21 protein-coding genes are annotated in these 20403 nt (G+C 40.3%); 4 read left to right on the top strand and 17 right to left on the bottom strand.

The genetic code is table 11. The annotated features are described in order from the left end of the window. Nucleotides 1–190 precede the first annotated feature (190 nt). Complete coding sequence (locus tag MMP60_RS13795) at nucleotides 191–487, top strand: hypothetical protein (RefSeq protein WP_241336938.1); 297 nt, start codon at nucleotides 191–193, stop codon at nucleotides 485–487. A 400-nt stretch (nucleotides 488–887) separates the two neighbouring features. On the opposite strand, the gene MMP60_RS13790 is transcribed toward MMP60_RS13795, so the two are convergent. From MMP60_RS13790 to ribF, 5 genes are all read right to left on the bottom strand, one after another. Next, nucleotides 888–1436: an NAD(P)H-dependent oxidoreductase gene (locus MMP60_RS13790; protein ID WP_241336937.1), complete on the bottom strand. Its 549-nt coding sequence runs from the start codon at nucleotides 1434–1436 to the stop codon at nucleotides 888–890. Nucleotides 1437–1544: 108 nt separating this feature from the next. Then, the gene (locus tag MMP60_RS13785; RefSeq protein ID WP_241336936.1) at nucleotides 1545–2027 is read right to left on the bottom strand and encodes an FKBP-type peptidyl-prolyl cis-trans isomerase; all 483 of its coding nucleotides are present in this window, start codon (nucleotides 2025–2027) and stop codon (nucleotides 1545–1547) included. A 1-nt stretch (nucleotide 2028) separates the two neighbouring features. Further along, the gene (lspA, locus tag MMP60_RS13780) at nucleotides 2029–2559 is read right to left on the bottom strand and encodes a signal peptidase II (RefSeq protein ID WP_018678323.1); all 531 of its coding nucleotides are present in this window, start codon (nucleotides 2557–2559) and stop codon (nucleotides 2029–2031) included. Beyond that, nucleotides 2552–5389 (bottom strand): isoleucine--tRNA ligase, encoded by a 2838-nt coding sequence (gene ileS / locus MMP60_RS13775; protein WP_241336935.1) that lies wholly within the window; start codon nucleotides 5387–5389, stop codon nucleotides 2552–2554. Before ileS ends, lspA begins: the two co-directional genes overlap by 8 nt. Before the next feature lie 60 nt (nucleotides 5390–5449). After that, nucleotides 5450–6451 carry a riboflavin biosynthesis protein RibF gene (ribF, locus tag MMP60_RS13770; RefSeq protein WP_241336934.1) on the bottom strand — a complete coding sequence of 334 codons (1002 nt, stop codon included), beginning with the start codon at nucleotides 6449–6451 and terminating at the stop codon, nucleotides 5450–5452. 206 nt (nucleotides 6452–6657) lie between these two features. On the opposite strand from ribF, the gene MMP60_RS13765 reads away from it, so the two are divergent. After that, nucleotides 6658–7791 (top strand): TDT family transporter, encoded by a 1134-nt coding sequence (locus MMP60_RS13765; protein ID WP_241336933.1) that lies wholly within the window; start codon nucleotides 6658–6660, stop codon nucleotides 7789–7791. A 65-nt stretch (nucleotides 7792–7856) separates the two neighbouring features. Beyond that, nucleotides 7857–8423, top strand: a complete 567-nt coding sequence (locus tag MMP60_RS13760; RefSeq protein WP_241336932.1) for a 5'-nucleosidase — start codon at nucleotides 7857–7859, stop codon at nucleotides 8421–8423. A 104-nt stretch (nucleotides 8424–8527) separates the two neighbouring features. Here the strand turns inward: MMP60_RS13760 and MMP60_RS13755 are convergent, their stop codons facing one another. From MMP60_RS13755 to ubiG, 11 genes are all read right to left on the bottom strand, one after another. Next, a complete protein-coding gene (locus MMP60_RS13755) occupies nucleotides 8528–8995 on the bottom strand; it encodes an Imm30 family immunity protein (RefSeq protein WP_241336931.1) in 468 nt (155 codons plus the stop codon). A 244-nt stretch (nucleotides 8996–9239) separates the two neighbouring features. Beyond that, entirely contained in the window at nucleotides 9240–9851 is a 612-nt protein-coding gene (locus tag MMP60_RS13750) for a TetR/AcrR family transcriptional regulator (protein WP_018678329.1), read from the bottom strand. Nucleotides 9852–10091: 240 nt separating this feature from the next. Beyond that, nucleotides 10092–10898, bottom strand: a complete 807-nt coding sequence (locus tag MMP60_RS13745) for an ATP-binding cassette domain-containing protein (protein ID WP_241336930.1) — start codon at nucleotides 10896–10898, stop codon at nucleotides 10092–10094. A 6-nt stretch (nucleotides 10899–10904) separates the two neighbouring features. After that, a complete protein-coding gene (gene ssuC / locus MMP60_RS13740) occupies nucleotides 10905–11708 on the bottom strand; it encodes an aliphatic sulfonate ABC transporter permease SsuC (protein ID WP_241336929.1) in 804 nt (267 codons plus the stop codon). Continuing rightward, a complete protein-coding gene (gene ssuD, locus MMP60_RS13735) occupies nucleotides 11705–12880 on the bottom strand; it encodes an FMNH2-dependent alkanesulfonate monooxygenase (protein ID WP_241336928.1) in 1176 nt (391 codons plus the stop codon). Before ssuD ends, ssuC begins: the two co-directional genes overlap by 4 nt. A 136-nt stretch (nucleotides 12881–13016) precedes the next feature. Beyond that, entirely contained in the window at nucleotides 13017–14012 is a 996-nt protein-coding gene (locus MMP60_RS13730; RefSeq protein ID WP_241336927.1) for a sulfonate ABC transporter substrate-binding protein, read from the bottom strand. Between the two features lie 313 nt (nucleotides 14013–14325). Beyond that, nucleotides 14326–15681 carry an amino-acid N-acetyltransferase gene (gene argA, locus MMP60_RS13725; RefSeq protein ID WP_241336926.1) on the bottom strand — a complete coding sequence of 452 codons (1356 nt, stop codon included), beginning with the start codon at nucleotides 15679–15681 and terminating at the stop codon, nucleotides 14326–14328. Nucleotides 15682–15792: 111 nt separating this feature from the next. Beyond that, the gene (locus tag MMP60_RS13720; RefSeq protein ID WP_241336925.1) at nucleotides 15793–16176 is read right to left on the bottom strand and encodes an RcnB family protein; all 384 of its coding nucleotides are present in this window, start codon (nucleotides 16174–16176) and stop codon (nucleotides 15793–15795) included. Nucleotides 16177–16355: 179 nt separating this feature from the next. After that, the gene (locus tag MMP60_RS13715; protein WP_241336924.1) at nucleotides 16356–17102 is read right to left on the bottom strand and encodes a YciK family oxidoreductase; all 747 of its coding nucleotides are present in this window, start codon (nucleotides 17100–17102) and stop codon (nucleotides 16356–16358) included. Nucleotides 17103–17133: 31 nt separating this feature from the next. Then, the gene (locus MMP60_RS13710; protein ID WP_241336923.1) at nucleotides 17134–17832 is read right to left on the bottom strand and encodes an HAD-IA family hydrolase; all 699 of its coding nucleotides are present in this window, start codon (nucleotides 17830–17832) and stop codon (nucleotides 17134–17136) included. Then, nucleotides 17832–18545, bottom strand: coding sequence for a bifunctional 2-polyprenyl-6-hydroxyphenol methylase/3-demethylubiquinol 3-O-methyltransferase UbiG (ubiG, locus tag MMP60_RS13705; RefSeq protein WP_241336922.1), 714 nt, complete (start codon nucleotides 18543–18545; stop codon nucleotides 17832–17834). The genes MMP60_RS13710 and ubiG overlap by 1 nt, the downstream gene beginning before the upstream one ends. 177 nt (nucleotides 18546–18722) lie before the next feature. On the opposite strand from ubiG, the gene MMP60_RS13700 reads away from it, so the two are divergent. After that, entirely contained in the window at nucleotides 18723–19343 is a 621-nt protein-coding gene (locus tag MMP60_RS13700; RefSeq protein WP_241336921.1) for a thiol:disulfide interchange protein DsbA/DsbL, read from the top strand. A gap of 49 nt (nucleotides 19344–19392) precedes the next feature. Here the strand turns inward: MMP60_RS13700 and MMP60_RS13695 are convergent, their stop codons facing one another. Further along, a complete protein-coding gene (locus MMP60_RS13695) occupies nucleotides 19393–20385 on the bottom strand; it encodes a BtrH N-terminal domain-containing protein (RefSeq protein WP_241336920.1) in 993 nt (330 codons plus the stop codon). Between the last annotated feature and the right edge of the window lie 18 nt (nucleotides 20386–20403).

Raw genomic sequence — 20403 nt, 5'->3', positions numbered from 1 at the left:
GGTAGTGTGGCGTTTGCCATGTGAGAGTAAGTCATCGCCAGCTTTTAAATTAAATCACCCCCTCCGCTAATGCTGAGGGGGTGTTTTTTATTGGGGGGAATAAGAATAAAATGAATAATTTTACAAGAAGGAAGAAAAGTAATTAAAGAAATTTTTTGAGCAATATAGAGAGATATGGGAAGATTGTTATTTGGGATATGTATATACCCCTAATATTTCTAATAAAGTTGATTATCAAGCTATTGGATTAGTTATTCATGAGGTAAGAGAATATGATTTTTATCCTTGGTTAAGTCACACTGAAAATATAACCTTACCAAAAATGGGATTGCATGAGGTATGTATTAAGGGGTTTGCTAATCCTAGGTATTATAGTAATTTTATAGGTAATGGATGGAGACCTGTGACGAATCATACTCAGGATTATTTTTTATGTGTCATTGATAAGAATACAATTGGCATGTGGTTAAGTTGTAATGATGAATAAGCAATAAGATATCATGCGATAATGTAAAGAAGTTCCTATTAACTGATCATGAAGGTTATAACGCTGTAAACAACCACTGAGAATGATGATTAGGTCATCGTAGTTTATGCAGATTCTTAAAAAGAATTACCGTATTACAGCTTGCAGTAATGGCAGAGGATCACGATGTGGTTGCGTATCCCAAATGTTTTTAAATCACCTTTAAAATAATAGACAAAAAGCAGCCCCATCATCCTGACGGGGCTGCTTTATATTTTGTTTATTGTCGCCGATATCCTATCAACGACATCACATCCAATGTGTTTTCAATGAGACTTCCTGTCTCTGCATGATTCATATATTAGCGATCAAACAGCGTAGGGGATAGACGTGAATCTACCTGATCAATGTACGCCGAGGCTTACAATGATACGATATTATATTTCTGTAGTTTAGCAATGAGCGCTGCTAATCCTTTCACTTCAAACTCATTGGCTTCAAACTTTTCGTCTTTATTACGTTTAAAGATGTCTCGGATTTCAATCACCGCATTTGGATCAACAAGACCTAAACTAGAAGCAACTTGGCGAATCTGGCTAATTGAGCGTGAGCCATTGGTTGAACCATAGCCGATAAAAGCCGCAGCTTTGCCTTGCCATTCTTTGCCGACATAGTCCAAGGCATTTTTAAGTGCGGGGCTATAGCCATGATTATATTCGGGACTAATAAAGATAAAAGCGTGTGCTTGGGCAATTTTATCTGCCCATTGTTGTTGTTTAGGCTGATCATAAATACCTGTCGCAGGTGGGTGAGCACCTACAAAGAGTGGTAAATCCCATTCTTTAAGATCAACAACTTCAGTTTGAATATCTGACAATGCGAGTTTAGCTGTTGCTTGTTGTACCCAATTGGCGACTTTAATTGCGGTTCGTCCTTCACGGATACTGCCAACAATAATATAAATGAGCATATTTTTATTCCTGTGTTTTATTGCTTTGATTTTAAAAAGTGAATGTCTTTAAATGATCTTATACTTTTCTTTAGCGTTAAAAAAAGCCCTCATTTGAGGACTTCTGTATTACATCAATTTGATGCCTTGCTGACCAACAGGGGTGACTCTAAAGATTTCCACTTCAAAGGTAATATTTTTGCCTGCTAATGGATGGTTAAAATCAATCTCTGTGCTGTCATCATTGACTGATTTTACAATTCCAAACAAGGTCGCTTTGGCTTTATCTTCAAATTCAATCATATGACCAACGATAGGGCGTTGTTCAAATTTAACGGTATCGAAGATTTGGATATTTTCAGCATTCCAAGGACCAAACGCATCTTCAGGTGGTAAATGCACAGTACGACGGTCGCCTGCACGTAAACCAAACAATGCCTTTTCAAATCCTGGCAGTAAGTTACCATCGCCAATTACGAGGCTGACGGGTTCTTCACGATTACGTGTATTGTCAATCTCAACACCATTTTCAATTGAAACGGAAAAATGTAAGTCGACTTTTGAGCCATCTTGAATACGAATTTCTTCGTTGGGTTGGATAATTTCAGTCATCTTAAGCATCCGTGTTTTGGTTACGTTTCTTCTCAAGGAAGAAGGTATCAATCAGTAGCAGAATCGTGCCTAAGGTAATGGCACTATCCGCAAGATTGAAGGCAGGGAAATGGTTGTTTTGATAGTAAACGTGAATGAAGTCGACCACATAGCCTAAGCTGACACGGTCAATCAGATTGCCAATTGCACCGCCTAAAATCAACGCAATTGCCATCGGTAATATGATCATTTTCTTTGGCATACGCATCAACCAAAAAATGAAAATAATGGATACCACACCCGCTAAAGAGGTGAATAGATAACGTTGCCAACCACCTGCATCAGATAAGAAGCTAAAGGCTGCACCATGATTATGGAGTAAAGTCCAATTTAAAAAAGGCAGAACAGGAACGGGATCAGCATAATTTAAATGTGAACTTGCAATCCATTTGGTCCATTGATCCAACACAATGGCAAGGACAGAAAGTCCAAGCCAGAGTAAGTTGTGTGGATAGAATTGAAACAAGCCTTTTTTTGCTTGTGTATTAGGCATACTTTCTCACTTCGCCACTACCTGTGACGTTGACGATACAACGAGCGCATAATCCAGTATGACCAACGTGTGTATTTACATCTGGCAGCACATGCCAGCAACGTACACATTTTTCACCATCTGCTGCTGATACTTGGACACGTAAGCCCGCGAGGTCAGTATTTTCACCTCGTTCAGCATAAGGGTGAACGATGACTTGAGAAGTAATCAAGACAAAACGTAGTTCATCAGCCAATTGGTTTAACACAGTTTGTAATGCTTCATCTGCCCAAAGTTCAACTTTTGCAGATAAGTTACTGCCGATGAGTTTAGCGTTACGTGCTGCTTCAATCTGTTTATTGACTGCTGATTTTACGCTAATTAATGTTTGCCAATCTGCCTCAGACAGTAAGTTCGCTGTTGATGCTGTTGGAATGTCATACCATTCAGCGGTAAATACATATTTCCCAGTTTGTTCTGGAATCAATGGCCAAGCTTCTTGTGCAGTAAAGCTAAGGATCGGAGACATCCAGCGAACAAAGGCTTGCACGATATGATACAGCGCAGTTTGTGCAGAATGACGTGCTTGTGAGTCTGCTTTGGTGGTGTACTGACGATCTTTGATGATGTCGAGATAGAAACCACCTAAGTCATTGATACAGAAGCTCGTCAATGCATTGGTCACAATATGGAAGTTCATCTCTTCATAGGCTTGCTGAATGGTTTTCTGCACTTCAGCTGCACGTTGTAAGATGTACTGATCCAATGCAATCAGTTGGTCAACTGGCAACACATCTGTCGATGGTTTGAAGCCATTCAAGTTCGCTAACAAGAAACGTAAGGTATTACGGATACGACGATAACCATCTGATGCGCGGCTAAAGATTTCCTTACCAGCAGTCATTTCATAGCGATAGTCAGCAGATGCGATCCAGAAGCGTAAGCCATCTGCACCCATATCTTTAATAATGTCTTGGGGGGTGATGATGTTGCCTAATGATTTAGACATCTTACGACCTTTCTCATCCACCACGAAACCGTGAGTGAGTAAGCCTTTATATGGCGCACGTTGATTAATCGCAATTGAGGTGAGCAATGACGATTGGAACCAGCCACGATGTTGGTCTGAACCTTCAAGATATAAGTCTGCTGGATCTTGTAATTCTTCACGTTCGCGTAATACTGCGTAGTGTGTCGTACCTGAGTCAAACCAAACGTCTAAAGTATCGCGTACGGGATTATATTGTTCAGCATCCGCACCAATGAAGTCGCTGGCATCACGGTTGTACCAACCATCAATCCCTTCTTGTTCGATCAGTTGAGCAACTTCTTCGATCAACTCAGGTGTACGTGGGTGCAAAGCATTGGTGTCTTTGTGTACAAAGAATGGGATTGGCACACCCCAAGTCCGTTGACGAGAAATACACCAATCTGGACGACCTTCAATCATGGATTGAATACGGTTTTTACCCCAATCAGGCACAAATTCGATGTCATTTTCAATTGCATTCAGTGCCGTTTGGCGCAGGCCTTTGGCATCCATGCTGATAAACCATTGTGGTGTTGCACGGAAGATAATCGGAGTTTTATGACGCCAGCAGTGTGGGTAGCTGTGTTTGATGGGTTGATGCGCCCATAAACGACCAACAGCACCTAATGCTTCAATGATTTTGGGATTGGCTTTATAGATGTGCTCGCCTGCAAAAATCGGTGCAGTTGGTAAATATACGCCATTACCGCCGACTGGATTTTCAACTTTTAAGTTATACAGTAAGCCCACTTTATAGTCGTCTACACCATGTCCAGGAGCGGTATGTACGGCACCTGTACCACTGGTTGCAATAACGTGTTCACCTAAGATCACAGGGACTTGGCGATCAGTAATCAAGGGATGTTGTAATAGGACATTTTCGATTGCTGAACCTTTAAAATCAGCTAATACCACTGGATTTTCAAGCTTATAACGTTCGATTGCCGATTCAACCAGATCTTTGGCAAGAATAAAGTTTTGCTTGCCATGTTCAGTTGTCACTTGAACCAATTGATAGTCAATTTCAGCATGGAGTGCAACGGCTTGGTTGGCAGGCAGCGTCCAAGGTGTGGTTGTCCAGATCACAATATCCGTCACATCTTGGACATCGACACCAAGACGGCTGCTTAAATCTTTAAGATCAACAACTGTAAAGCCAACATCAATCGCATCAGACTTTTTATCTTCATATTCAACTTCAGCTTCTGCGAGCGCAGAACCACAATCCAAGCACCAGTTCACAGGTTTTAAGCCGGGTTCGATATGACCTGCTTTGGCAATCGCACCAAGTGAACGAACGATATCTGCTTCTTGTTTGAAGTTCATGGTGAGGTATGGATTATCCCAATCACCAAATACGCCCATGCGCACGAAGTCTTTCTTTTGTAATTCAACTTGTGTATATGCATATTCGCGACAAGCTTTACGGAAAGTAGAGGCATCTACTTTTACGCCAACTTTACCCACTTTTTCTTCGACTTTCAGTTCGATTGGAAGACCGTGACAGTCCCAACCCGGCACATAGGGTGCATCAAAGCCATCCATAACACGGCTTTTAATAATGATGTCTTTTAAGACTTTATTGACGGCATGACCTAAATGGATTTGACCATTGGCATACGGAGGGCCGTCATGAAGCACATATTTTTTCTTGCCAATACGCGATGCACGAATCTGCTGATAAATGTTGTCGGCATACCACTCTTCTAACCATTTGGCTTCACGCACAGCCAAATTTGCTTTCATGGCAAATTCAGTATCGGGCAAATTGAGTGTGGCTTTATAATCCACTGCATTTTCAGGAGTTTGCTTATCGCTCATGCAAATTTTCTTCCAGTTTTATCAGTCTAAACTGACATGTATTACAAATGAAATTTAAGTTTAAAAAGGAAATTTAGTTGTGTGATTACGATAGTCTCGTAATTTTTGCACATCATCATCGATTCCAGCTTTGAGTGCTTCAAGCGAAGGGTAATTCAGCTCACCATGTAAATAGTGAAGAAAAGTGACCCGCATCAATAAGCCATACAGATTAGCAGAAACATCAGGGAAATGTACTTCTAATCGCCATTCTGGGTGATCTTGTTTAATGGCTGGACGTGTCCCCACATGACCTGCACCAAACAAACTGTCACTTTGATATCCTGCGATACCGTTGAGGGTAGGATCTGTATGTTTTATTTTTGCTGTGAGTGATGCATTTTCACACATCACATCCACTGCATAAATCCCGTTTAAGCAGGGTTTATGACGGTTCAAACGCACATTAATGGTTGGAAAATCAAGGGTACGACCAATTTGATCACCATATTGCACCCGACCTGTGATGCTATAAGGACGACCCAATAATTTAGCCGCCAAAGCCAGATCACCTGCTTGTAAAACCTGACGAATACGGGTTGAACTGACACGTTCGTCATTTAAAGCGACGGTATTTAAATTGGTAACATTAAAACCGTAATTGCGTAAGAATTCACTGTTGCCTTGGCGATCTTTGCCAAAATGGAAGTCGTCACCTAGTACCAAATTTTGTGCATTGAGTTTTAATTTAAGTAGGTCTGCAAATTCTGTCGCATTCAAACTTCTAAAATATTGATCAAACTTTGCAATGGCAATGTAGTCCACACCCAGCTCGGTTAAATATTCTACTTTTTCTCTGAGCGAGCTAATGCGTGGAGGAGCTTCATAACCCTTAAAAAATTCCAGCGGTTGTGGCTCAAAAATCATCACTAATGTTTTTAAGCCTTGGCGTGTAGCCAATGTTTTGAGTTGGGCAATCATCGCTTGATGTCCTAAATGGACACCATCAAAATTGCCAATCGTTACCGCTGTTGGAGGTAACTGAAAATCTGGCGATAATGCGTTGAGACGAAGCAACTTCATGGGCGTTAAATACAGTGATTTTGCAAAGGCTATATATTGCCATATTCTCAGCGTTTCGTCTTGTTGTTGTGTTTTTACACAGAAAAATTTCAATATTTAAAGTTTTTATATCAATTTTATTTATTCATTAAATAAATATAAATCAATTTTTCTTATTTGAGTGTTGCTCTAAGATGGTCACATAGTCGCTTGATATTGAGAAAGAGATGAAAAAGCCGTTTTATCAGCTAGAACAAACGATAGATGTGATTCGCCATTTTACCCCAAACTGGTTTACTGCAACCATGGGCACAGGTGTGGTGGCGATGATTTTAGCACAGCTGCCTTTTGCTTCATCGGTCTTATTTATGCTTGCGACTAAACTATGGCAATTCAATATCCTGTTATTTGCCGTGCTCAGTGTACTTTATGCCTTACGTTGGATTTTGTTTCCGACAGAAGCCAAGCAGATTTTTACTCATCCTAATATGAGTTTATTTTTGGGTGCAATCCCAATGGGCTTAGCCACCATTGCCAATGGTTTCCTCAGTTTTGGAACACATTTATATGGTGATATTGCCGTTCAGATTGCCACTTACCTTTGGTACATCGATGTGTTTCTTGCGATTGTGATTGCGTGGATCGTGCCATTTTGTATGTTTAGCTGCCAAGATCATCACTTACATCGCATGACGGCAGTTTGGTTGTTACCGATTGTGGCGTGTGAGGTTGCTGCGAGTTCAGCAGGGCTTTTGTTACAGCATTTGGCGGCTGATCAACATGCGCTGTATATTTTGATCACAGGCTATGTCTTGTGGGGTATTTCTGTATTACCCGCTTTTGCGATTTTAACCATCTTGATGCTGCGTTTGGCTTTACACCAATTGCCTGAGAAAGAAGTCGCGATTTCAAGCTGGCTTTGTTTAGGGCCGATTGGAACAGGTGCATTAGCGTTATTATTGTTGGGTGAACAAGCACCACGTATTATGCAAGCGATGGGTTTTGATGGCTTAGCAATGTTGCTCCCAGCTTTAGGCATTGTCGCCAGTCTAGTGCTATTAGGTTTTGGCTTATGGTGGTTTGGAATTGCGATTTTAACCACACTGCGCCATGCACGAACAGGTATTCCATTTAACTTGGGTTGGTGGGGATTAACCTTTCCATTTGGTGTTTTTATCTTGGCGATCTTTAACTTAGCACACCAGTTACATGTCGATTTCTTACAGTATATTGCGGTCGCTTTAAGTGTTCTTCTTGTTGGTTTGTGGGCATTGGTGATGAAAAAAACACTGGCAGGGGCGTATAGTGGTCAATTATTTTTCTCTCCTTGTTTGATCAATTTGCAGCAGAAGATACAATAATATCTAAGCTGTATGGTCACTGCTTTTTATCTGTAATTGGTCTTATCTAAATTGAGTTTTTATATATGAATGCTGATGTTGCTCTGATTATGGCTTTGCCGAATGAATCTAAAGGTTTATTTGAGCAAGCAGGCATTGAAGTCCATTACAGTGGAATTGGCAAGATTAATGCGGCATTCAAGGCTTTTGAGGTGATTCAAAAAACAGGTTGTAAGACTTTGATTAATTTAGGCAGTGCAGGCAGTTCACATTTTGACGCGCATAGTCTAGTTGAAGTCACTACTTTTGTGCAGCGTGATATGGACGTTTCACCTTTAGGATTTGCTGTTGGTGTTACGCCAATGGATGATGAAATTCCTGCGGATATTCATGCACAACCACATTTTGATCATCTACCAAAAGGCACTTGTGGTACGGGTGACTCTTTTGAAACAGGTATACCCAAAGTAAGTTGTAACCTTGTTGATATGGAGGCTTATGCTTTAGCCAAAGTGTGTCAAAAGCTCGGAGTGCGTTTGATTTCAGTCAAATATATTAGCGATGGTGCGAATGACACGGCTCATTTGGATTGGGAAGAGAATCTATTGGTTGGGGCGCAAAAACTATTGGCATTGTATCAAGCGCATTTTTAAAGGCAAAGGTCTAACGCTGTAGTGTGTATGGGTGGACTTTAGATTGCTGGTATGTTATTGAAATTAAAATATTTTTATATTAATTCCGTATGAAACCTATTATATTAAATAGTATTTACTGCTCTCATTAACGGAATTATTTTCTCAGAGCATTTAAGTTCTTCCTCGTTAATGCGCTGTAAAAGAAATAAAATTGAATTTTTTATTGCTGGGGTAGTTAAAGAAACTTTTTCAATTATACATTTTCTTGCGATATCACTATTTAATATTCTTATAAGTAAAATAGTAGTCCAATAAGGTGACTTAGATACTAAATATGGGAATTCATTAATGATTTCATGTATATAAACATCATCATCAAATGATTCGATACTATGTATAATTGAAAATATAGCTTCGTCATTTTGAGCATTATCTTCAAGTAATCGAGCAAGTGGACGAATAACTAAATAGTTGTTAAAAGCCATGATTTCAGCAAGCTTATTATCAATATCTTTTACATTACTAAAATGATTCATTTGAATTTCTTTAGTTAGGTTGTTTATTGCTTGTTCAAGTGTATGAGTCGTCATAATTATAAATTCCTAAATATTCAATCGTACGAAAAAGATCTATAAAAATAGGATGCTATTCCATAGTCATTCTTTAACGTACCTAAAATTAACATAATACGCCTTACATGCTTCATAAGTATCACGATCTTAGCGCACAAGAGCAGTTTTTTCGTCATCCATTTAATAGAAAAAAAGCGACTTACAAAGTCGCTTTTTTAATGTATTTCTATCGCTAAAAGTAAGGCTTTTAACGATTGGAAATTTAACGTGGCAATACGCCGTAGAGCATCAAATGAACAGTGTGTTCGATAGTACGTTGATACATACTACGGTTACGCAAGGTTTTGCCCGTAACCATTTCCATTTGGGTTGCGAAATCTGCATAGTTTTGCGTAATTGCCCAAATGTTAATAATTAACAATTCAGGGTCAATTTCTGCTGATAATTTACCTTGCTCTTGCCAAGTTTGAATCACTTTGGTTTTGCGTTTAAAAAGCTTTTTTAACGGCCCTTTTAAAATAGGTAGGATGTGCGGCGCACCTTGAATAATCTCTAAGGCAAACAAACGAGAAGCCTTCGGTTGATCACGTGAGCTTTCAAGTTTTTGAATCAAGTAGTTAGTCAGAGCCTCAGTCGGTTCAAGCTCTACTTCTAAGATTTGTAAAGGTGCGAGCCATTTTTGCAGTACGGTTGTGAGTACTTCAACATAAAGCGACTCTTTATTTTCATAATAATAGAAAATATTGGATTTATGCATATTTGCGAGTTGTGCAATCTCATCGAGACTAGCACCACTGAATCCATAGACGGAAAAAACATCGAGGGCAGCATTCAGCAGTTGATTGCGCTTTTGTGTACTTTTTTTCTGTTCCATCTGTGAGCTTGATTCAAAAAATGTCCTTGACATTGTAAGATAAATAGTCAGATTTGTGCACTATCACACAGTTTTTTTATCGAAAAATCTTTTGCTTTCAGTTGAATCGTTGCGATGTATTTGATAATTATTGAAATCTAAAAATGCATTTACATATTTTGTTAATAATTCGCTCTACCCTCGTAGATCAGAAATTCATTTTTGCTTTTTTATGGTGCAGATTGTGAGGGCAGATGCGGTTTAAGTTGCCAAAACCGCATCCAGTACTTGTTGTTCGAGTTGTGCAAATGCAATACTTTTTTTACGTGGTCGTGGCAGATTGACCTGAAAATTATGTGCAATATGCCCTTGATCTAGCAAAATAATTCGATCCGCCAATTGCACAGCCTCACTGACATCATGAGTGACCAATAGCGCAGTGAAGCCTTGCTCTGTCCACAGACGTTCGATGAGGTTTTGCATTTCTAAACGCGTCAGTGCATCTAGCGCACCTAAAGGTTCATCAAGCAATAAGATTCGTGGCGAATGTGATAAAGCACGTGCTAGGGCTGCACGTTGGCGTTGTCCCCCCGAAAGTTGGGTTGGCCATTGTGTCGCTTTATCCTTTAAGCCCACTTTTTCGAGTAAGCTTTCAGCAAGAGGGTGTTGGGCTTTTGGCAAACCTAATTGCACATTTTGTAAAATATTTTTCCAAGGGAGTAAGCGTGGATCTTGGAACATAACGCGAATATCATCATTGCCAATGCCCTCACGAAAATTTCGTACAGACTGGAATTTAATTTCACCATAGCTGGCTTTTTCAAGTTGAGCAATCAGGCGGAGGAGGGTGCTTTTGCCACAACCACTGCGACCCACGATTGCCACAAATTCACCTGCTTGAATATTCAAATCTAAGTCTTCAAGGACTTTAACGTCACCATAAAATTTATATAGCTGTTCAATCAGAATATTGGCACCATGGGTATTGATTGCTGAATTTGGTTTTTCAGCATCAATAACAGGTTGGATCAAACCATTGTTATAAAAATTTAAATTACTCATCTGCATATCCTTTTATTTTTGATAACCTGCATGCCAACGCAATAAATAACGCTCCAAGCTTCGTGCTAATACATCAGCTAGTTTTCCGAGTATGGCGTAGAGCAAGATGCCGACCAAAACGATATCCGTTTGTAAAAACTCACGCGCATTCATGGTCATATAACCGATTCCAGCTTGAGCGGAAATCGTTTCTGCCACGATGAGCAGTACCCAAACCAAGCCTAAAGCAAAGCGAAGTCCCACTAAAATAGAGGGCATTGCACTTGGCAAAATAATCTCTTTATAGAGCTGCCAGCGGTTTAGCCCATAGCTTCTGCCCATTTCAATCAGTTGTGGATCGACAGAACGGATACCATGATAAGTATTGATATAAATTGGGAAAAATACGCCTACAGCGACCAAAAATAGTTTGGCAGTTTCATCAATCCCAAACCATAAAATCACCAGTGGAATGAGCGCCAATGCAGGAATATTGCGGATCATTTGCAGTGTGGTATCTAGTAAGGTGGAAGCAATCCGTGATGAACCATTCAGTAGTCCTAGAACCAGTCCTAAACCGCCACCCACCAATAAGCCAAGTAAGGCACGACCTGCACTGACTTTGACATGGTGCCAAAGTTCGCCACTGATCAGTAAATGCCAAAAAGCACTGACCACAGCCGTTGGAGCAGGCAACACGCGACTTTGTAATAAGCCTGAACTTGATGCAATTTGCCAAATCATGAGCAGTAAAATGGGAACAAGCCAAGGAAGCAGGCTTTTTCCAAAATGCCTTGTTCCACGTGAAACATCATCCAAAAAGACTTTTCCGCTCATGCTGTCTCCTTAGCCAAACTTTTTGAATCTTTGACCTCGGGTACATAATTATTGGCAATGATCTCCCCAAAAGGCCCTGTTAAATGTGGCTGTGCCAGTTTTTCACGGGTTTTCAGTGGCAATAATGGAAACACTAATTCAGCAAAGCGGATGGATTCTTCTAAATGTGGATAGCCTGAGAAAATAAAGGTATCAATTCCCAAATCTGCATATTCTTGAATACGTGCAGCAACGGTTTCAGGATCACCTACTAAAGCAGTGCCTGCACCGCCACGCACTAAACCAATGCCTGCCCATAAATTCGGTGAGATTTCCAATTGATCTTTGCGTCCGCCGTGCAAAGCGGCCATACGTTGCTGACCGACAGAGTCCATTTCTGCGAATTTCTTCTGCGCTGCGGCAATGGTGGCATCATCTAAATATTGAATCAGTTCATCGGCAGCAGCCCAAGCCTGTTCATTGGTCTCACGAACAATGACATGCAAGCGAATACCATAATTCAGGATGCGCCCTTTGGCTGCGGCTTTTGCTTTTAAATGGTCTATTTTTTCTTTTACTGCCGCAGGCGGTTCACCCCAAGTTAAATAAGTATCGACTTGTTCGGCTGCAAGTTCAGTCGCGTCTGCGGATGATCCACCAAACCAAAGGGGTGGATAAGGCTTTTGTACAGGAGGATAAAGTAGTTTGGCATCATCGACACTGAGTCGTTCGCCATGAAAAGTAAACGATTCACCTGTATGGGAACGGGTCAGAATTTCACGCCAAATTTTGACATATTCAGATGCAGTCTGATAACGAGCACGATGGTCTTCATATAATCCATCTCCTTTAAGTTCTTGTTCATCACCACCCGTAACAAGGTTCAATAAAATACGACCATTCGAGAGACGATCAAAAGTGGCTGCCATACGTGCAGCCAATGCAGGTGTCGTAATCCCAGGGCGAAGTGCGACTAGAAATTTTAATTGTTTGGTTGCATCAATTAAGCTTGCCGCCGTGATCCATGGATCTTCACAAGAACGACCTGTTGGGATCAGTACACCGTCATAACCAAGGTTGTCGACAGCAACAGCAATCTGTTTCATATAGGCATGATCGACCTGACGTGCGCCCTTGCTGGTGCCTAAATAGCGACTGTCACCATGTGTTGGGATGAACCAGAAAATATTCATGTCGATATTCCTTATGAAAAATGGGATTAGCTAAATAAGGCAGATTGCATCGTATTTCCGATTGCAATCTGTATGGGGGTAAATCACGGTGATTAAGTTCAATCCCCACCGATTAGAAATGGATTAGGAGAGCGTCTCAATTATTGACTTGGTTGTTTAATACCGCATCGGCAATGACCAATTGCTTTGGAATCAGCTTCTGAGCAAAGAAGGCATCAGCTACGTACTGCTGTTCTTTTGCAACTTTTTCAGAAATTGGTTGAACGCCAAAACCCATGCGAGAAATTGAGGTTTTTAAAATATCCAGTTCGAGTGCAGTTGGTTTTTCGAGTAATTTGGCAGCATCATCAGGATGCGTCTTGACCCAATCTGTGGTTTGATTCAGTGTGGTCACCAGTGTTTTTAAAATCTCAGGATGCCCTTCAGCAAATTTACGATCAGCTAAATAAAATTGATGATTACTGACTAAATGCTCACCGTTTGCGATCACTCGTGCATGGATCTGATGCTCAGCCGCAGCAAGGAATGGATCCCAAATCACCCAAGCATCAACCGCACCTTTTTCAAAGGCTGCGCGTGCATCTGACGGTGGTAAATAAACAGGCTGAATATCATTTAAAGTCAGATTGTTGGCTTCTAGTAATTTTAATAAAAGATAATGAACGTTGGAGCCTTTATTCAGTGCAATACGTTTACCTTTCAGGTCTTGAATGGATTGTATTGGTGAGTCCTTCTGGACAATCAATGCTTCTGCTGTTGGTGCAGGCGGCTGATTTGCGACGTAGACCAAGTTAGGGTTTGCGGCTTGAGCAAAGATGGGAGGTGCTTCACCAGCTTCACCAAAGACGACACTACCTACATTTAAGCCTTCTAAAAGTTGGGGGCCGGCTGGAAATTCAACCCATTTGACATTGACACCCTGAGCAGCAAGATTCTTCTCTAATTCACCTTTTGCTTTGACAATCGGCAAAATGCCATACTTTTGAAAGCCGATATTTAATGTGGTGTTTTCTTGTTTTGTTTGCTCTTGCTGCTCAGGTTTTTTTGCACAACCTGCAACACCCATCAGACTAGCAAGACTCGCTGCGATGATGGTTGATGTTGCCCATGAGCGATGGATAGAAATAGCCATGTTGATTGTGCTCCCCGAAAAATCACAAGATTTAAATAACGATGAGCAATGAAGCTAAAACTTTTTGTAATACATAAAAAATAAATAATCGGGCTTTGCTTATAATGAAAAATGCAAAATGAAAAAATGAATAATCTTATTCACTGAGGGAAATAAGTATGGTCTGTTGAGTTTGGATTAAGCTATTGTTTTATAAATTTTTTTTTAAAAATGCAACTTGCGAGAATTTTTTAAAGAAGCGACAGCGCAGTAAAAAGAATAGAGTGAAAGGATATCTTTATCAGAAATAAAGATATCTTCAGATCAGATGTTATTAGAGCAAAACTTTTTTAAAGACGAGAGAATTGCGCTGATAATTGTAAAGCGCTTGGCGTGCGTTTGGTAAATCATCGACACTGACAGGGCTAAAACCATGCTCTAGGAACCAGTGTGCAGTTCGCGTGGTGAGTACAAACAGTTGTTGAATACCTTGTTGCTTGGCTTTGCTTTCCAAAAACTGCAAAATTTGGCTACCACGATTGGATTTACGGTAACTTGCATCTACAGCAACACAGGCGATCTCAGCGGATTGAATTTCGCCAATTGCAGCAGGAAGTGGATAGAGTGCTGCACAGGCTAAGATCATGCCATCACGTTCAATCACTGCAAATTGTTCAATTTCACTTTCAAGGCGTTCACGTGAACGATAGACTAGAATACCTTCCTGCTCGAGTGGGCGCAGTAGATTGATTAAACCGCCCACATCATGAATATTGGCAATGCGCACTTCTTCATAATGCGCATCAGTGATCAGAGTGCCAATACCATCGCGTGTAAATAGCTCTTCAATCAAAGCACCATCATAGGCATAAGAAATTAGGTGAACACGGTGAACGCCAGATAATGAGGCTTGTTGCGCTTGTTTGAGATGTAAGGCAAATTCAGGATATTGTGTTTGGTATTGTTGAATATACGGTTCAAGTTGATGCGAGCTTAGTTCACGTAATAACTGTTGTTGCTCATTCATTAAGCCTTGTTTTTCACCCAAGAAAATCAACTTATCGGCTTTTAATGCAGTCGCAGTTTTGGTAGCAACTTCTTCGGCCAATAAGTTAAATACCTCACCTGTGGTTGAATAACCTGTTGGCCCTAATAAAACGATATTATGATTATCCAAATGACGTTGAATCGCATCAGTATCAATTGAACGTACTTCGCCAGTCAGTTGAAAATCAACCCCATCATGGATTCCATAAGGTTTTGCAGTCACAAAATTGCCCGAAACAACATCAATCCGCGCACCATACATGGGTGAGTTTGCTAAGCCCATCGACAGGAGTGCTTCAATTTCTAAACGAATTGACCCAACCGCATTCATGACACTACGCAGTGATTCACGTGTCGTCACACGACGACTTTGGTGAAAAGGGGTTTCAATTTGGCTTTCTTGTAGATTCTGATTGATTTGCGGACGTGCGCCATGCACCAAAATCAAACGAATCCCTAAAGAATGTAACAGGGCAATATCATGAATGATATGTTGGAAGTTTTCATGTAGAACAGCTTCGCCACCAAACATCAGGACAAAGGTTTTATGGCGGTGTGCATTGATATATGGTGCAGAATGGCGAAACCAATGCACATAATCTTGCGTTGTGCTATGTGAAGTTTCAGTGATTTGGTTCGCCATGTTGATCTCAGATTTACATCAATTCATCTGATTTTAACTAAAAAAATTAAAAGATAAATCTATTCCTAAAACAACCGTTCAACTTTATTCCGTTATAGCTTCAGAAAGGTCTTAGAAACTCATAATTCGAATAATGCTATTATCATCTGAATTGATTAAAATATAGTCATTATTGATTTTGTACCACTGCTCATTACGCTCAGGTTTAGGTAGATTATTATCTTTATAATCTACTTTGTAGCCATTACCTCGGTAATGTTGTGGCATCACATAACCTGCTTGCCAACGGTGCTGCTTTAAACGTTCGACACCACGTTCTTCACGCATACGACGTTCACGCACACGATTCTCATCGTCTGGGCGATCAAAGTTACGACCTTGCCAACCACCACCACGTGAATCATCATCACCACCAAAATGTGGACCTGCAAAACTGCCCATGCTACTGAATAGGGCGGTCGAACCTAAAACCAAGATAATGAAAATTTTTTTCATGATGCACCTTATGGACTTCGGATGTCTCTCATGTGAAAACTGTACCTTAAAAATGCAGAGAAACTGTGAAGATCAATTCATTTTTCCATTAAAAAGATGAAGATCCTTGAGCAATCTCTCTGAAAGAATACCTTTAGTGGCGGTATTTAAGGTTATTTAAAATTATTGAAATGAATGAATTAGCCTTGTGCATCAATACTTTGCCCATTCATATCTAAACTATCATCACCCATTAGATAAAGGTAAGCAGGCATAATGCTATCTGGTGTTGGAAGCACTTTTGGGTCTTCCTCTGGGTAGGCTTTAGCACGCATTGCGGTACGTGTACCGCCTGGATTAAGGCAGTTAAAACGAATGTTTGGATAGGTATTCTCTGCCGCAAAAATTTTACTCATGGCTTCAGTGGCGACTTTAGAAACAGAGTATGCACCCCATAAAGCCCGTGCTTCACGACCAACACTCGAACTGGTAAATACCACAGAGGCATGTTCAGAATTATTGAGCAAGGGTAGTAAGGCTTGAGTTAATGCAAAGGGTGCACGTAAATTTACTGCCATGACATCATCCCAAACATCAACAGGGTAATGTGCTAATTCAACACGATCACCTAGCATACCTGCATTGTGCAAAATGCCATCTAAACGACCAAATTGTTGCTCAAGCGTATCGACAAGAAGCTCATAGTCATGACTGGATGCAGTAGAAAGCTGTAATGGTAAAATTGCAGGTTGTGGCGCACCTAGACCTTCAATTTCATCATAGATGACTTCAAGTTTGTTGAGGGTACGTCCATGCAAAACTACTGTTGCACCGTGAAGGGCATAACTAAGAGCAGCAGCTCGCCCAATTCCATCACCAGCACCCGTGATGAGAATAATACGATCTTTAAGTAGATCAGGACGAGGTTGATATTCTGAATATTTCATTGTTATGCCTCCTAGTTGTTATATTAAATATTTAGCTCATCATACCCTGATTTTCTGATAATGCAGAGATTTTCTGTTTTAACAGTTGGTGTAATTCAGGGACAGTTTGAATAATTGCATCTGCTTGCCAAGCGTTCAGATCATCACGAGATTCTATTGGTAAATACCCGTAAGCAGCCAAAATGGTATACATATCTGCATGTCGACCCGCATCAATATCACGTGGATGATCACCCACATAAATAATTTCTTGGGCATCAATCCCGAGTTGCTTAGCCGCTAAATACATCGGTTCAGGGTCTGGTTTTGTTTTACTGACATCTTCAGGACAAACCAAAACTGCACAGCGTTCGCTGAGATTCAATTCAGCCAATAGTGATTCACTCAAACCACGTGGTTTATTGGTCACAATTCCCCAAGGAATTTGATTGGCTTCAAGTTCTTCAAGTAGAGGATACATCCCAACAAATAAGTCAGTATCTACTACAATATTGTCACCATAGACATCTAAAAAACGCTGACGATGGGCTAAAAAGACTGGGTCAGTGACATCCAATTCAGGATACACCAATTTGACCATCGCCCGTGCGCCTTCAGAAACCTGAGTGCGAATAGTCGCTGCATCAACGATAGGGCGCTGTTCATCACGACACATTTGTTGAATGATACGAATAAAATCAGCAGCAGTGTCGATCAACGTACCATCAAGATCAAATAAAACAGCTTTCATTAAGCACCTGTATTTGTGGTATGTACCATATAATTCACATCTACATTTGGCGCTAACCAATAGTGTTTAGTGATCGGGTTGTAATGTAAGCCCGTCATTTCTTTTAGACTCAAGCCTGCGTTACGAATATCGTGTGCCATTTCTGAAGGGCGGATGAATTTATGATAATCATGCGTGCCTTTTGGCAGTAAACGTAGGACATATTCAGCGCCAATAATCGCGAATAAATAGGATTTTGGATTGCGGTTAATGGTCGAAAAGAACACATGCCCACCTGGTTTTACTAATGTTTGGCAGGCTTTGACGATAGATGCTGGATCGGGAACGTGTTCCATCATTTCCATACAGGTCACGACATCGTATTGACCTGCTTGCTCTTGCGCGAGTTGCTCAACTGGAATCTGACGATATTCAATGTTTTGTACATTGTCCTGCTGTGCATGTAAGCGACCGACAGCAAGCGGCGCTTCACCCATGTCAATCCCTAAAACATCAGCGCCGCGACGTGCCATGCTTTCAGCCAAAATACCGCCACCACAGCCGACATCTAGTACTTTTTTGCCAGCCAAACCACCGACACGTTCCTCAATCCAGTTTAAACGTAAGGGGTTGATTTGATGAAGCGGGCGGAACTCAGAATGTTGATCCCACCATTTAGCAGCCAATGCTTCAAATTTTGCGATTTCTTGTGGGTCAACATTCAATTGCGACATGACTTACCTCTGTATTAGGATGATTATTTCGGTTTAATCTGTTGGTAGTGTAGCGATTCTAGAAAAAAAAGCGATAAATCCAATAAAAAACTTCACACAAGCAAAACGAATTAGTCGTGTTTGATTTATATTTAGCATATAAACTTACGAAAAATGCTTAGAGGAAAAGCAAACTCAATGAAAAAGTTAGTATTAAGTGGTTTAAGTGCAGTGGTCATGGCATTTTCAATGAATGCAATGGCTGCGGATTTTGTAGCGGGTAAAGACTATACCGTTGTTGCCAATCCAGGTAAGACAGCAGCACCAGCAGGCAAAATCGAAGTACGTGAATTCTTTTGGTATGGTTGCCCACACTGCTTTAAGCTTGAACCACATATGCAAACGTGGTTAAAGAAAGCTCCAAATGATGTGTATTTTCTTCGTACACCAGCTGCAATGAATAAAGTATGGGAACAAGGCGCTCGTGGTTACTACGTTTCTGAAGCACTTGGTGTGCGTAAGAAAACCCATATTCCGTTGTTCCATGCGATTCATGATGGTGGACAACAAATTTTTGACCAAGCATCACAAGCGAAATTCTTTGCGCGTTATGGTGTGCCTGAGCAAAAATTTAACAGTATGTTTAACTCTTTCCCAATCACGGCAAAAGTGGCTGAGTCAAATAAATTGGCACAGCAATACCAACTTACGGGCGTACCTGCAATTGTTGTAAACGGTAAGTATGTCGTACAAGGTGAAGATGGTAAAGTGACACAAGTTATTGATTACTTATTAGAAAAAGAACGTAAGGGCAAATAATAGATTTATTTTTTGTTCTGAAAATGCCCTGTCAAAATGATAGGGCTTTTTATTCGTTCTGCTCTATTGTTGCCAATATTTGCATGGTCTTTTTTTCTTTGTCTGATATTTTCTTTAAAACTTCGGATGCTTGCTGAATATAGCTAAAATCTTTGGTTTGGCTCACTCTCTCAAATAATTGAGAAATTGCTGTCCAAAGTTCTGCGATTTCCGAAAATGCTTCATATCCTATTTTGATTTGTTCGATTTTGACTAACTCATAACTTTCTTTTAAAAAGTCTCGGTATAAATTTCTAAATAATGCGCCGCCTGTTCCTGCTTTTTCCATCATCATTGCCGATGTTCTAAAATCATTCTCGATGTCTTTACTAACATGAAACCATTTCATAATTTCTGTACTTGTTTTTAAAATACCTTGGTAACTCATATTTGTAATGGGTGGATTTAGATAATCAGTGGCATTGTTTTTGATGGCCTGCGTAATTGCTGTTTTTAAGTCAAAGTTTTTATCTGTTTTACTCAGTGTGTAGTACAAATTTTTAGATGACATTGGCCCTTTTTCTGCTCGTGCTAAGGCTAAACTTTGCAAACTGGTTTTGACTTTTCCGCCTTGTTGGATGGTATCGACTAGAAAGGCATCATGATGGTCATACCCATAAATTGCAACGTAATGCCCTGCAAAATGAATCGGTTTTGAAAAATATTCTAAATAGAAACAGTCCAGTTTCAGACCAACAATTTGTCCACGATCAATGAGTTGTTTTATGTTATTCCAAGCTTTTTGTGTTGATACGGTTTCTTTTACAGTCAATTCAAGATCTAAATTTCTTGCAATATTTTGGGTTAAATAGTCTGTTTTTATACGTCCACCAATAAATGGAAAATTCATTGATTTCATATTCCAGAAGATAAAACCCAGTCCCTCAGCCAAACCAAATAACATCGGTTCAGAAAGTTCAATACCAAGTTGCCTGAGTAGAGTCCCTGTTGCAGTCGTTTCACAATGTTGTCCATCAAATGGTTTTAAATTTTCTATTTCCATTGTGACTGTTGCACCTTA

The sequence above is a fragment of the Acinetobacter sp. ANC 4805 genome, from assembly GCF_022549495.1.
In the GTDB taxonomy this organism is placed as follows: Bacteria; Pseudomonadota; Gammaproteobacteria; order Pseudomonadales; family Moraxellaceae; genus Acinetobacter.
The sequence above is the reverse complement of the archived record's forward strand: the minus strand, read 5'-3'. Positions and strand labels throughout refer to the sequence as shown.